The sequence below is a fragment of the Dyella flagellata genome (assembly GCF_030160275.1).
Taxonomy (GTDB): domain Bacteria; phylum Pseudomonadota; class Gammaproteobacteria; order Xanthomonadales; family Rhodanobacteraceae; genus Dyella_B; species Dyella_B flagellata.
Genome location: NZ_BSOA01000014.1, coordinates 64,462 through 77,378 on the forward strand (window position 1 = coordinate 64,462; position 12,917 = coordinate 77,378).

Genomic DNA, 12,917 nt, shown 5'->3' on the forward strand with positions numbered 1-12,917 from the left:
CACCCTGAAAAAGGGTGGGCGCCGGACTTCCCTGCGCCCCGACAGTATCGCCAATGACAATCCATCATTCGACTGATTCACGGGAGAGGATCATGAAAACACTAGTCCACAGTGCCATCGCCGCTGCTGGTCTCCTGCTGGGCGCCGGCGTCGCTTGCGCCGCCAGTGAGACCCCGGTGGGCAGCTGGAAACAGGTCGACGATGTTACCGGCATGGCCAAATCGATCATTCAGATCAGCGAGGACCATGGCGAACTGCAGGGCAAGATCGTGCAACTGATGAACCTGACGCCCGAAGAGATAGCCCAGGACGGCGCGCATCCGCTGTGCGGCAAGTGCGAGGGCGAACGCAAGGACCAGCCGATCGAAGGCATGGTGATCATGTGGGGCGTCAAGCGCGACAGCGACGTGTGGACCGGCGGCAAGATCCTCGATCCCAAGTCAGGCAGTGTCTACAAGGTCAAGCTTTCGCTTTCCGACGGCGGCCAGAAGCTCCATGTGCGCGGCTACATCGGTTTATCGCTGCTCGGTCGCAGCCAGACCTGGGTACGGCAGGAATAGCTTAGGGCATCCCTGCACGAGATCGGAATTTTGATGGCTGGTGATGGAAGGGCTTGCGCCTGTCGTTCTCTGCCAAGCCGCTTTGCATTGTTAAAGAGGGTTTCTGCTGCTCCCTCTTCGCTCCCAAGCTACAATGCCAGGCGCTGGAGAACCCCATTCATGAAAGCCATCCATCTCGACCGAGCCCGGGTCTGGCGGGAGATCGGCGCTACACTGCGCCTTGCCCTGCCGCTGATCCTCGCCCAGCTTGCCGCGGTCGGCAGCAACGTGATCGACGCGATGCTGGCCGGCCACGTGGGCGCGCACGTGTTGGGTGCGGTGGCGATTGGCACCAACATCTGGTCGCTGGCCATCGTCAGCGGCATTGGCATGATGATGTCGGTGCCGCCTTTGATCTCGCAGCTTGATGGCGCCGGGCGCAAACACGAAGCGGGCAAGGTGTTCCATCAGGCGATCTGGCTGGCGCTGGGCATGGGCGTGCTGTTGTGGTTCGCGATTCGCCATGCGGAGCCGCTGATCAAGCTGATCGGCGTTGCGCCAGGACTGTACGCGGACGTTGGGGAATTCCTGCGCGCGATCAGCTGGGGCGCGCCGGCGTTGACCTGCTATTTCGCCTTGCGCGGCCTCTCCGAAGGGCTGTCGCTGACCCGGCCTTCGATGTACTTCAGCTTCGGCGGTCTGGCGCTGCTGCTGCCGCTCGGCTACGTCTTCATGTTCGGCAAGTTGGGCCTGCCGCCGCAGGGCGCCCGTGGCTGTGGCATAGCCACCGCGACGGCGCTGTGGATCGAGATGCTGGCATTCGGTAGCTACGTGTTTTTCCACCGCAACTATCAAGGCTTAGGGGTGTTCCAGCACTTCGAATGGCCAAATTTCAAGCGCATCGGCCAGCTGCTGCACATTGGACTGCCGATGGCGATCACCCTGCTGGCTGAGGGTGGCCTGTTCGTGGCGGCGGCGCTGCTGATCGGCACCATGGGTGAGGACATGGTGGCCAGCCACCAGGTGGCCTTGAACGTGGCGGCGTTCTTCTTCATGGTGCCGCTGGGCCTGGCCATGGCGATCACCGTGCGCGTGGGCAATGCTGTGGGACGGGGCGATTCGTCTGGCATCCGCTATGCAGGGTTTTGCGGGATCGGGCTTACCCTGGTCACCCAGGCGGTTTCGGCGGGCCTGATGCTGGGCTTTCCGTACCTGATCGCCTCGCTTTACACCCATGACAAGACCGTGATCGCGCTGGCCGCACAATTGCTGTTGCTGGCAGGCCTGTTCCAGTTTTCCGACGGCATCCAGGTGGCCTCTAATGGCGCCTTGCGCGGCTTGAAGGACACGCGCGTGCCGATGGCGATCACCCTGTTTGCCTACTGGGGCGTGGGTATGCCGGTGGGCTGGTGGCTGGCGTTTCACGTGGGGCTAGGCGCGCGGGGCATCTGGATGGGGTTGATCGCCGGCCTGAGCATGGCGGCCCTGCTGCTGTTTGCACGGTTCTGGCGCAGTTCCTATCAGCAGCAAGCCGGGACGTTTGGCCCTGTCGCGCCTGCCGCCGCGGATGCGACGATCCCCTCATGACCGGCGTTGCGCAAGCGGCTACGCTGGCGCGAACCCATCAAGGACTTCAAAGCCTCTATGAGCACTCCACCGCCCCTGGGCCGCTCGCGGCAGCCGAACGGATTTCTGGCCTTCCTGCGCGTATTCGGGCGCGGCCTCAACATCCTGCGGCTGATCATCCTGAACGTGCTGTTCTTTGCGTTCCTCGGCGTGTTCGTGCTGGTGCTGCTGGCGATCGGCGCGGCCAAGCACCTCAACGACATCCAGGACAGCAGCGTGCTGTTGCTGCAGCCGGAAGGCAGGTTGGTGGAGCAATACAGCGTCAGTCCGCTGCAGCGTGTGGCGTCCAAACTTTCCGGCGATGAAGCAAAAGAAGTGCAAGTACGCGACCTGGTCGCTGCGATCGACGCGGCGGCGAAGGATGCGCGCATCACGCGCATCGTGCTCGATCCCAGCCATCTGCAGAGCAGCGGTTTCGCCGCCTTGACCGAAGTGGGCGCCGCGCTCGACCGTTTTCGCGCGGCCGGCAAGCCGGTGATCGCCTGGGGCGCGGAACTGGATCAATATCAGTACGACCTGGCGGCACACGCCGACCGCGTGCTGCTGGATCCGCAGGGAGGCCTGTTTATCACGGGCCTTTCCAATTACCGCCTGTTCTACAAGGATCTGCTCGACAAGCTTGGCGTGAACGTCTACTTGTTCCGTGTCGGTCAGTTCAAGAGTGCGGCCGAGCCATTCATCCTCAATCACGCCTCACCGGAGGCGAAGGAAGCGGACAGCTACTGGATGGGCGGCTTGTGGGACGGCTACATCAGCGACATCGCCAAACTGCGCAAGCTCGATCCTGCCACGGTGCGCTCGGACATCGACAATCTGCCCGACCGCCTTGTCGCCGCGCAGGGCGATCTGGCCAAGCTCGCCCTCGATGAACACCTGATCGACGGCCTGGCCACGCGTTCGGAGCTGCTCGACACCCTGCGTTCGCAGGGCGTGCCGGCGGGCAAGGACGGCCATGGCATCCGTAGCGTAAGCCTCGATCGCTACATCGCCGCCGTTCCCGGCCGCGACACGCTAGGAGCGGACGCGGTGACCGTAGTGGTGGCCGAAGGCGAGATCACTTCCGGCAAGCAGTCACCGGGTTCGATAGGTGGCGAGTCGACCGCCGCGCTGATTCGCAGTGCGCGTGAAAACAAGCACACCAAGGCGCTGGTGTTGCGCGTGAACTCGCCTGGCGGCGAAGTGTATGCGGCGGAAGAAATCCGTCGCGAAGTGGCATTGACGCGCAAAGCTGGCATTCCGGTGATCGTGTCGATGGGCGATGTGGCGGCCAGCGGCGGCTACTGGATCTCGATGAACGCTGATCAGATCTACGCCGAGCCCAACACCATCACCGGCTCGATCGGCATCTTCGGCATGTACTACACCGTGCCGAGCGCACTGGGCAAGCTTGGCATCAGTAGCGACGGTATCGGCACCGCGCCGCTTGCGGGTGCTTTCAATGTCACCCGTCCGCTCGATCCGAAAGTCGGCAGCGTGATCCAGTCCATCATCGACAAGGGCTATCACGACTTTGTCGGCGGGGTGGCACAAGCGCGCGGAAAGGATTACAGCGCCATCGACGCAGTGGCGCAGGGGCGCGTATGGACCGGCAGCCAGGCGCAGCAGCGTGGCCTGATCGATCAGCTTGGCGGACTCGACGCTGCGATCCAGAAAGCCGCTGACCTGGCGAAGCTGGGCAAGGATTACGCCGTGCACTATCAGGAGCAGCCGCTGGGCACGCTTGAGCGTTTTGCGCTGAGCTTCAATCAGTCGGCGATGGTCGCTGGATTGCAGGCCTACGGTGTACGCCTGCCCACTTGGTTCGCGCAATTGCCGATGCTGGCCCCGGAACTGGAAATGCTGCGCACCGCGCAGGCGGGGCGGCCGAACATTTATTCGTACTGCTTCTGCTCGCCGCATTGAATTCCCGCGTAGGCTGACCGCGCCCCGGAGTGATTTCAGGGCGCGGGCCATGGCAGGGGAGTTTCATCATGCAGGTGGACCGGCCCCACCTTCGTAGGAAGCAAATAATTGCCCATGATCGGCATGGCCTTTTACATTGGGAAGGACGCTTACATACCCGGGTCCTCTCGATGTAATCAAGGCGTGCTGTCATCTTTCCTTTGCGATCTGAAAGATCTTTCCTGCGAGAAAAGGCGGAAATATCTGCATCCATTCCCGGTGTAAAGCCAGTAACGTACCGGCGCAAGTCATGCGTATATGGCGCCGAGTCATGGATAGTCCGGGAAATGTTCAAGATCGTCAGCTCGTTGGCCGATGCCTATTCCGATATGCCTTGTGAAGACGTGCTGGGATTTAGCCGGCGCGGCGACACGCTGACGGCATGGGCGATCGACGGTGCGTCCACGCTGACCCGCGCAGCATTCACCACCTTCCACGACATGTCGGACTCTCGCTGGTTTGCGACGGAGCTTTCCGACTATCTTCAAGCGTCGACCGCAAGATTCCCGTTCGATCCCTGCAGCATGGGCGCCGCGTTGCGCGAAATCCAGGCCAAGTATCTGGGTTTGGCTCGCCGTCGACCTCAATGGAGTTTTCCGGTCGCCGCGTGCATCATTGCAGAACTAACGCCCCTGAATGGTTGGATGGAGGTCGCCATCCATTCTTATGCCGACTGCTTTGTCCTGTTCAGGCAATCAAATGTGGGGCCCGGAGCGGGTGTGCTGCACTGTGACCATAATGTGCCTCCGCTCAAGTGGAAACCTTGTTCCGGGTTCCAGGGCCAACAGTTGAAAAGACTCAGGCTGCGCCGCGTTCAGCAATGGCGCAACATTGGTACGACTGCGCTAACCATCAATCCGGAGAGTGCCGGAAATTATCGGTGCCACCACGTGCGCTTGAAGCCACCCACGCACGCCCTGATCGGTACGGATGGACTTGCCCGACTGTGGAAAGAGTACGGCATTCTCGACACCGACTCGGCCATGGATCATCTCATTGGCCGTGGCCTAGCATCGTTGATAGAGAAATTGCGCGGGTACGAATCGAGCCGTTCGAGCACCGAGAGCGGCCGAAAAGTTCGTGATGATGCGGCCGGCCTACATATCTACTGCGGCCTCTAGGTTAGGCATCCCCGACGCGAGGCAAACCGTATGGCACCCGAATCCGAAAGCCAGCGGCGATACTCGCCGCCAGGGGGCCTTGATCTGTGCTACTTACCCGTCACCGCACTATATGCACGCCTCGCAGCGTGTAGGCTGGGATGATAATCCCAGCATCGGGATGCCGTGTGGAATGCTGAGATTATCATCCCAGCCTACACGAACCGAGGCTTAAGCTCGTATGCCTGGTCGAAGGAAGTATTAGTCAGTTGAACGCCATGCACACGGCTTCAATATTGTTTCCATCCGGATCCGTCAAAAAGGCTGCGTAATAATTGGATGCATAGTCCTTGCGCACACCCGGCTGGCCCAGATCCTGACCGCCAGCCTTCAAGCCCGCCGCATGGAATTCATCCACATGGCCGCGCTGGTTCGCGCGAAATGCCACGTGCATGCCGACTGGCGGATTTGCGCTTTGGTCGTGATAAAGCCACAGTGCGGGCGCATCTTTCGGTCCGAATCCGGCGCTGCTCGCATCGCGCGTGCATAGCACATGCCCTAGCGGGGCCAGAATGGCTTGATAGAAACGCACGCTCGCGTCGATGTCCTGCACGTGCAGGCCAACATGGTCATACATAGGGATGTTCCTAAGTTGCGGTTGGGAAAAATGCTTGCATCCGCCAACGGCTGTGCTTAACGGCAAGCTTGCCAATCCAGCGAAAGCTGTCTGCGGTGATGTTGAAAAACCGCCGGTGCATGGGCGTGTCGTTCGTAGTTCGGTTTTTCTGCAAGATGCCGCATTGAGGATCAGGTGACCCGTACGGCCGCTTCGTCGAATAAGTTATCGCGCGCTGCTTGGATCGGCTGTCAAAATCTTGCGCAATTGACTCACTTGCGAAGGACGTGCCTGTTTGCGCAGTGCGGAAGGCGTGATGCCATAAGCACGCCCGAACGCCGCCGAGAAATGGCTGGGTGTGGCGAAGCCCAGTTCCATCGCGACGGTAGTGAGCGGCGCCGATGCACCAAGTACCTGCTCCAGCGCGAGCGCCAAGCGAACACGCAATTGGTAGCGGTGTATGGGTTCGCCCAGCACGGCCCGGAAGCTGCGCGCGAGGTGGAAAGGCGATGCGTGCACGCGTGACGCGAGTTCGTCCAGGCTCCAGTCACGCGCGGCTTGGTCAGCGAGAAGCACGGCCACAGCATGCGATTGCTCGCGGCGGCGTGCCTTGCCGGACGTCGTCCTAGCGGCGTTGCGCGATGGTTGGGAAGATGCCTGGGCAAGCACCATGTTGAGCAATGCCAATCCGCGTGTCTCCACCTCCACAATGGAGGCCTCGTTGCGGCGCAATCCATGCCAAAGCAGGCTGCGCTGCAATTCGACCGCAGCCGGCAAAGGTGTATGAGTGGCGCGGAACGGGTTGGCTTCGCACTCCGCGCGGCGTGCATCGTGTTCCATCAGCATCTCGCGCAACACCGCACCATTGGCGCGCAGCACCAGGCAGTCGTCACCTCCTGTTGTCGGATGGCTTACGCGGTACGCTTCACCGGCATTGAAGAACAGTGCTTGCCCCATATGCGCCACGACCTCTTCACCATGGTCGTGGTGTTTGACGAAGACGCCGCGCAGCGGGAACGCCACTGTGTTCGACCAGACGTGCTCCAGCTCGCCACAGGCGGCGCTTTCAGGCCGACAGCAAACACAGCTGACCTGCAGCAGCCGGCTTTCGTGCAAGGCTTGGTGGCTTAAGCTCATGCGAACACCATAATCCTGGGTGTGCTTGGCGTCGACTGCCGGTGGCCCTCCTTCCGACCCTGGCGCGGATCGGGTCGCGCGTTATTCCAGCTCGCGCCACCAGGCAACGATTTCTTCTGCAATGGCGTCCACCGGCGCGGTGGACGCCACGGCAAGCACCAACGGCTCCCCATAAGGAGGCTCCAGATCGCGAAACTGGCTGTCTACTAGCGTAGCGGGCATGAAATGGCCGGCCCTATGGGACACGCGCTCCCGCGCTTGTTCGGGGGTCAAGGCCAGAAAGGCAAAGCCCAGATCGGGCACGGCCTGGCGCAGCGTCTCGCGATAACGGCGCTTGAGCGCGGAACAAGTAAGTACCACACTTTCCGATCTGGCCAGTCGATCGATGACCTCTTGCCCCAGTCGCTCCAGCCAGCCTTGCCGGTCTTCGTCTGTCAGTGGCGTGCCGGCGCTCATCTTGCGGACGTTTGCCGGCGGATGGAATGCATCGCCTTCGATCAGATACGCATCGGTGCGCTGGCAGAGCGCCGCGGCAATGGTCGATTTGCCGCAACCGGTGACGCCCATGATGACAACGGCACGCATGGTTTCCTAAAAGCGCGTAGGCTGGGATGACCATCCCAGCCTACCGTATGGCCAGCCAGTCTGCCGCTCAGGCCACTGCTTCTTCGACTTCCGCTACCGGCAGACGAATCAGGTAGTCGAACGCGCTCAGCCCGGCCTTTGCCCCTTCGCCCATCGCAATCACGATCTGCTTGTACGGTGTCGTGGTCGCATCGCCCGCTGCGAACACGCCGGGTACGGAAGTCTCACCACGCGCATCGATTTCGATCTCGCCGCGCGCTGACAGCTTCAGCGTCCCCTTCAGCCAGTCTGTGTTGGGCAGCAGGCCGATCTGCACGAACACGCCCTCCAATGCCACGCGCTCGCTCTGGCCATTGCTGCGGTCCGTATAGGCGAGGCCGGTCACCTTGTTGCCGTCGCCCAGCACCTCGGCGGTCTGCGCGCTAACGATCACCTTCACATTCGGCAGGCTGCGCAGCTTGCGCTGCAGCACCTCGTCGGCGCGCAGCTTGCTGTCGAATTCCAGCAAGGTGACATGCTCGACGATACCGGCCAGATCGATCGCCGCTTCCACGCCGGAGTTGCCGCCGCCGATCACCGCCACGCGCTTGCCCTTGAACAGCGGGCCGTCGCAGTGCGGGCAGTAGGTCACTCCCTTGTTGCGATACTCCTGCTCGCCCGGCACGTTCATATTGCGCCAACGCGCGCCGGTGGAAAGGATCACCGTCTTGGCCTTCAGCGAGGCGCCGCTGGCCAGGCGCACTTCGATCAGCCCGCCTTCTTCCTGTGCCGGAATCAGCTGCTCGGCACGCTGCAGGTTCATCACATCCACATCGTATTCGCGCACATGCTGTTCCAGCGATGCGGCTAGCTTCGGTCCTTCCGTATACGAGACCGAAATGAAGTTCTCGATCGCCATCGTATCCAGCACCTGGCCGCCGAAACGCTCGGCTGCCACACCGGTGCGGATACCCTTGCGTGCCGAATAAATGGCTGCTGCCGCGCCGGCCGGGCCGCCGCCGACCACCAGCACTTCGAACGGTGCCTTGGCATTGAGCTTCTCGGCATCGCGCTGCGTGGCATTGCTGTCCAGGCGCGCGGCGATCTGCTCGATCGTCATGCGGCCCTGGTCAAACGGCTGGCCATTGAGGAACACGGTGGGTACGGCCATCACCTGGCGCTCGTTCACTTCGTCCTGGAACAGCGCACCGTCAATGGCGATGTGCTTGATGTTCGGGTTGAGCACGCTCATCAGGTTCAGCGCCTGCACTGTATCCGGGCAGCTGTGACAGCTGAGCGACATGAAGGTCTCGAATACGTATTCGCCTTCCAGGCCGCGCACTTGCTCGATGACTTCCGGCGCTGTTTTCGACGGATGACCGCCCACTTGCAGCAGCGCGAGCACCAGCGACGTGAACTCGTGACCCAGCGGAATACCCGCGAAGCGCACGCCTACGTCCGTGCCGATCCGGTTGATGGCGAACGAAGGCTTGCGCGCATCGCCGCCGTTAGTGCGCAGCGACACCTGCGGCGAAAGCGCTTCGATGTCACGCAGCAGCGCAAGCAGATCTTGCGAGGCGGAGCTGTCATCGAGGGAGGCCACCAGCTCGATCGGATGGGTCACCCTTTCGAGATAGGCCCGTAGTTGTTCTTTCAGATCGTGGTCCAGCATGGTGCGTCTCCATCAAGCGCCTGATGTTGGAGCAGACGCCGCCGGCATCCGGTGCAACGTGGATGGGCGGCGTCTGCTGGAGGGTATAAGGTGCGGGCCCGATGGGAGGGGAGGGTCGGGCCCGCGGCGATGTCCCTTTGCGGGAATCGCCAAAACTTGCAACTTAGATCTTGCCGACCAGGTCCAGCGACGGCTTCAGCGTGGCGGCGCCTTCCTGCCACTTGGCCGGGCACACTTCACCCGGATGCGAAGCCACGTACTGTGCCGCTTTGACCTTGCGCAGCAACTCGGACGCGTCGCGGCCGATGCCGTTGTCGTGGATTTCGCACACCTTGATCATACCTTCCGGATTGATCACGAAGCTGCCGCGCAGCGCCAGGCCTTCTTCTTCGATCATCACTTCGAAGTTGCGGGTCAGCGTACCGGTCGGGTCACCCACCAGCGGGTACTTCACCTTCTTGATCGCGTCGGAGGTGTCGTGCCATGCCTTGTGCGCGAAATGCGTGTCGGTGGATACGCCGTAGACCTCAACGCCCAGCTTCTGGAACTCGGCGTAATGGTTGGCCAGATCCTCCAACTCGGTCGGGCACACGAAGGTGAAGTCGGCGGGGTAGAACACAACCACGGACCACTTGCCTTTCAGCGTAGCCTCGGTCACATCGATGAACTTGCCATCCTTGTATGCGGTGGCCTTGAACGGTTTGATTTCGGTGTTGATCAGCGACATCTGCTCTATTCCGTTGAGTGGTTGGTAAGGGGATTGGTTTACAAGCTTAAGAGGCGCCTATCGAAAGAGCCAATTGATTGTTGGGATCAGAATCATTCATGGCGTCTATCATTCCCTGATCATCCATCCTCTACGGGGCCCCACGGGTCGGGCGGTCCGCTCCATGCGAGGAAAACCGTGTCCTGGCCCGGCTTTGCTCCAGGAAAAGCTTCGCGACCAGGGAATAACGCCAATGCAATGCACCATAGCATGGCGCCTATCCATGGCTTATCAAAGGGGTCGTTTGCATCGAAGCGGCTTGGTGCGGTGCTTGCCTACGTACCATCACGCCGGAGGCTGAAAAGTGCCGGCCTTGTTGGCGGTTGGAGCCGGGCCAGCTGACGTTGCCTGCATCCCATGATGACGCGACTTGCACGACCCGGATTGCCTAATGGGGCGAGCTCGTCAATGGGGCTGGCACCGATCCATGCGGGCATCGAGCACGCGATGTGAAATGCAAAGGCCCAGTACGGCCAACCGGGCTGGTCTCGGTATCCGCGACTACGCGGCCATCGGCAATTGCCACGGTGTGGCGCTGATAGGCTGCGATGGGCGCGTTGACTGGTGCGCGTTGCAAGCCTTCGATGCCGATCCGGTCTGCTTTCGTCTGCTTGACGAACGCGTTGGCGGCTATCTGGACATACGGCCGATGGCGCCTTTCCAGGTTACGCGCCGATATGTGCCGCACACCAATGTGCTCGAAACCACGTTTACCAGCTCCTCAGGCGTGGCGACGCTTACCGATTTCATGCCCCTGGGTCGCGATCCCGCTGCGGCAGCGGACGATTTCATTCGCGTGCAGGCACTGCCGTGGCTGGTGCGCATGATTCATGTCACGCGCGGCGAGATGAGTTTCAAGATAGGCATGTTGCCGGGCGTAGCATGGGGCGAACGGGAGCCGCGCGTGCGGGGCATCGAACAAGGCATGGCCTGGGACGGCGGCACGCTGCTTTGCGATGTGCCGATCGAGGTGCACGAGCTGCGTGGTAGCTGTGCCGTGACGTTACGCGAGGGCGAACGCCTCAGGCTGGTACTCATGGCCGGCTCAGGCCCTGCGCCCGCCGTAGTACTGACGCAACTGGACCGGTTGCTGGCCATTACCGTGGCGTATTGGAAAGCGTGGAGCGGACGATCCGGCTACCAGGGCTTTTATACGCAAGCGGTTGAGCGCAGCGCGCTGGCGTTGAAATTGCTGACCTACGCGCCCACGGGGGCCATCATCGCCGCGGGCACGACTTCGCTGCCGGAAACACTCGGCGGTGGGCGCAACTGGGATTACCGGTTGAGCTGGGTGCGAGACTCCACTCTGACGCTATTTGCGCTTTCCGCGCTCGGTTATCACGAAGAACCCGAGGAGTTTCGGCAGTTTCTGTTCGACCGTGGTGCGGGTGATATCTTTCCCACCCAGATCGTGTACGGCATCAACGGCGAGACTGACCTCACTGAGCGAGAGTTGCCGCACCTTGGGGGCTATGGCGGCAGCCGTCCAGTGCGTATCGGCAATGCTGCGCATCGCCAGCGCCAGCTCGATGTTTATGGCGATGTTATGGATTGGCTGATGCTGCGCCAGGAATTGGGCGGCTCTCTGGACCCGTCCGAGCTGGCGCTATTGCGTCGCACTGCCGATTACGTCGCCGAACATTGGTGTGAACGCGGGCAAGGCTTCTGGGAAGAGCGCGGTGAGCCCGAACATTTCGTGTACGGCAAGATGATGTGCTGGGTAGCGTTGGATCGCGCGCAGGTGCTGCTGGAGTGTCGGGATTACGAAGATGCGATGCGTGCCATTGTGGAAGATGTGCACCAGCGGGGCATCTCGCCACGCGGCTGGTTGCGCAAGTACTACGATCATGACCAGATCGATGCAGTAGCGTTGCGAGCGCCGATCATCGATTTTCCGCTGCCGCCAGATTGCTTGCAGGCGACCATCGACGAGGTGATGACGCAGCTGGCGACCCCGCGTGGCATCTATCGCTACAACGGCGGCGACGGCCTTGATGGCAAGGAGGGAAGCTTCGTCGCTTGTGGTTTCTGGCTGGTGGATGCCTTGCTTTTTGCGGGTAAGACGCAACAGGCGCGGGAGTGGTTCGAGACCCTACTACGCCAGGCGAACGACGTAGGCTTGTATGCGGAAGAAATCGATACGGAAAGCGGCAGCTTCCTCGGCAATTTTCCGCAGGCGCTTTCACACCTGGCATTGATTCACGCAGCGGTGTTGCTCGACTTCGTCGAACACAGCGGAGGGGATGCCTTGCAGGGTACGCATGCCGATCGCGTGCAGCACGCGGAACGGATGATGGAGGAAGCAAGCAAGGCCCGGCAGGCGCTGCGTCCGGGGATCGACGCAAAAACCTGGGTGCTGGATCTTGCGGAGCTAGGGCTGGCTTGATGCGGCTGGCTTGATGCCGATTTTTGGCAATCCCAGCTCAGCAATGTTCCTGCCGTGCGGTGACGGGTACGTGGAATAGATCAGGACATTCCTAGTGGAATGAAGTCCTCACCATTGAGTATCTTGGGTATCCGCAGTTTGCTTGTGCAAGGCGAGGCCGGCATCTGCGTCGTAGCCCTTGTGCAACTGCACCGGTGCTTCGGTCATGATCACTTCCAAGGTTTGACGCACATGACCCTCCAGCAAATAGCCGTCGAACAAGGCATATTCGTCGTCACCAAGCACTGCGCGCATGCGGATCCGCTGCTTGCCGTGGTGCCAGGCGATGTCTCCCGCCAGCGACACCACCTGGGTCGGGTGATCGAGCGCGTTGCGCCGGTAATATCGCTTGTTACTCTCCAGAAAACCCAGGACGGCATCCTGGAGCGCACCGGTAGCGGTGAAGCGGGTGGTGCCGAGCACCTCGCGGCGGGCGAATTCCTGCAGGCAGGTGGTCACCTCTTCGCCTCGGTCGAGCACGATGGACCAGGTGCGCGAGCCGTGACCATGACGGATGAGTTGATGACGCAT

11 protein-coding genes are annotated in these 12,917 nt (G+C 61.4%); 5 read left to right on the plus strand and 6 right to left on the minus strand.

Annotation, left to right across the window (positions count from 1 at the left end; all coding sequences use genetic code 11):
• The first annotated feature begins 92 nt into the window (after positions 1-92).
• From QQJ96_RS08185 to QQJ96_RS08200, 4 genes are all read left to right on the plus strand, one after another.
• Positions 93-560 (plus strand): DUF2147 domain-containing protein, encoded by a 468-nt coding sequence (locus tag QQJ96_RS08185; RefSeq protein WP_284331493.1) that lies wholly within the window; start codon positions 93-95, stop codon positions 558-560.
• Positions 561-719: 159 nt separating this feature from the next.
• On the plus strand, positions 720-2,126 hold the full coding sequence (locus QQJ96_RS08190) for an MATE family efflux transporter (RefSeq protein ID WP_284331494.1): 1,407 nt from the start codon (positions 720-722) through the stop codon (positions 2,124-2,126).
• A gap of 57 nt (positions 2,127-2,183) precedes the next feature.
• Positions 2,184-4,067 (plus strand): signal peptide peptidase SppA, encoded by a 1,884-nt coding sequence (sppA, locus tag QQJ96_RS08195; RefSeq protein WP_284331495.1) that lies wholly within the window; start codon positions 2,184-2,186, stop codon positions 4,065-4,067.
• A 326-nt stretch (positions 4,068-4,393) separates the two neighbouring features.
• Positions 4,394-5,227 carry a hypothetical protein gene (locus QQJ96_RS08200; protein ID WP_284331496.1) on the plus strand — a complete coding sequence of 278 codons (834 nt, stop codon included), beginning with the start codon at positions 4,394-4,396 and terminating at the stop codon, positions 5,225-5,227.
• Between the two features lie 244 nt (positions 5,228-5,471).
• Here the strand turns inward: QQJ96_RS08200 and QQJ96_RS08205 are convergent, their stop codons facing one another.
• The 5 genes from QQJ96_RS08205 to ahpC all read right to left on the minus strand — a co-directional run bounded on the left by QQJ96_RS08205 (position 5,472) and on the right by ahpC (position 9,922).
• A complete protein-coding gene (locus QQJ96_RS08205; RefSeq protein WP_404649427.1) occupies positions 5,472-5,843 on the minus strand; it encodes a VOC family protein in 372 nt (123 codons plus the stop codon).
• 204 nt (positions 5,844-6,047) lie between these two features.
• Positions 6,048-6,959 carry a helix-turn-helix transcriptional regulator gene (locus tag QQJ96_RS08210; RefSeq protein ID WP_284331497.1) on the minus strand — a complete coding sequence of 304 codons (912 nt, stop codon included), beginning with the start codon at positions 6,957-6,959 and terminating at the stop codon, positions 6,048-6,050.
• 81 nt (positions 6,960-7,040) lie between these two features.
• Complete coding sequence (locus tag QQJ96_RS08215) at positions 7,041-7,544, minus strand: gluconokinase (protein ID WP_284331498.1); 504 nt, start codon at positions 7,542-7,544, stop codon at positions 7,041-7,043.
• A gap of 67 nt (positions 7,545-7,611) precedes the next feature.
• Complete coding sequence (gene ahpF / locus QQJ96_RS08220; RefSeq protein WP_284331499.1) at positions 7,612-9,195, minus strand: alkyl hydroperoxide reductase subunit F; 1,584 nt, start codon at positions 9,193-9,195, stop codon at positions 7,612-7,614.
• Positions 9,196-9,358: 163 nt separating this feature from the next.
• A complete protein-coding gene (gene ahpC, locus QQJ96_RS08225; RefSeq protein WP_284331500.1) occupies positions 9,359-9,922 on the minus strand; it encodes an alkyl hydroperoxide reductase subunit C in 564 nt (187 codons plus the stop codon).
• Positions 9,923-10,415: 493 nt separating this feature from the next.
• Here ahpC and QQJ96_RS08230 point away from each other — a divergent pair, with 493 nt between their 5' ends.
• A complete protein-coding gene (locus tag QQJ96_RS08230) occupies positions 10,416-12,347 on the plus strand; it encodes a glycoside hydrolase family 15 protein (RefSeq protein WP_284331501.1) in 1,932 nt (643 codons plus the stop codon).
• Between the two features lie 108 nt (positions 12,348-12,455).
• Here the strand turns inward: QQJ96_RS08230 and QQJ96_RS08235 are convergent, their stop codons facing one another.
• The gene (locus QQJ96_RS08235; protein WP_284331502.1) at positions 12,456-12,917 is read right to left on the minus strand and encodes a PPC domain-containing DNA-binding protein; all 462 of its coding nucleotides are present in this window, start codon (positions 12,915-12,917) and stop codon (positions 12,456-12,458) included.

What these genes read in the sequence shown, in the direction of transcription:
- QQJ96_RS08185 (WP_284331493.1), top strand. Translation starts at nt 93, where the DNA reads ATGAAAACACTAGTCCACAGTGCCATCGCCGCTGCTGGTCTCCTGCTG.
- QQJ96_RS08190 (WP_284331494.1), top strand. Translation starts at nt 720, where the DNA reads ATGAAAGCCATCCATCTCGACCGAGCCCGGGTCTGGCGGGAGATCGGC.
- sppA (WP_284331495.1), top strand. Translation starts at nt 2,184, where the DNA reads ATGAGCACTCCACCGCCCCTGGGCCGCTCGCGGCAGCCGAACGGATTT.
- QQJ96_RS08200 (WP_284331496.1), top strand. Translation starts at nt 4,394, where the DNA reads ATGTTCAAGATCGTCAGCTCGTTGGCCGATGCCTATTCCGATATGCCT.
- QQJ96_RS08205 (WP_404649427.1), bottom strand. Translation starts at nt 5,843, where the DNA reads ATGTATGACCATGTTGGCCTGCACGTGCAGGACATCGACGCGAGCGTG.
- QQJ96_RS08210 (WP_284331497.1), bottom strand. Translation starts at nt 6,959, where the DNA reads ATGAGCTTAAGCCACCAAGCCTTGCACGAAAGCCGGCTGCTGCAGGTC.
- QQJ96_RS08215 (WP_284331498.1), bottom strand. Translation starts at nt 7,544, where the DNA reads ATGCGTGCCGTTGTCATCATGGGCGTCACCGGTTGCGGCAAATCGACC.
- ahpF (WP_284331499.1), bottom strand. Translation starts at nt 9,195, where the DNA reads ATGCTGGACCACGATCTGAAAGAACAACTACGGGCCTATCTCGAAAGG.
- ahpC (WP_284331500.1), bottom strand. Translation starts at nt 9,922, where the DNA reads ATGTCGCTGATCAACACCGAAATCAAACCGTTCAAGGCCACCGCATAC.
- QQJ96_RS08230 (WP_284331501.1), top strand. Translation starts at nt 10,416, where the DNA reads ATGCAAAGGCCCAGTACGGCCAACCGGGCTGGTCTCGGTATCCGCGAC.
- QQJ96_RS08235 (WP_284331502.1), bottom strand. Translation starts at nt 12,917, where the DNA reads ATGCGTCATCAACTCATCCGTCATGGTCACGGCTCGCGCACCTGGTCC.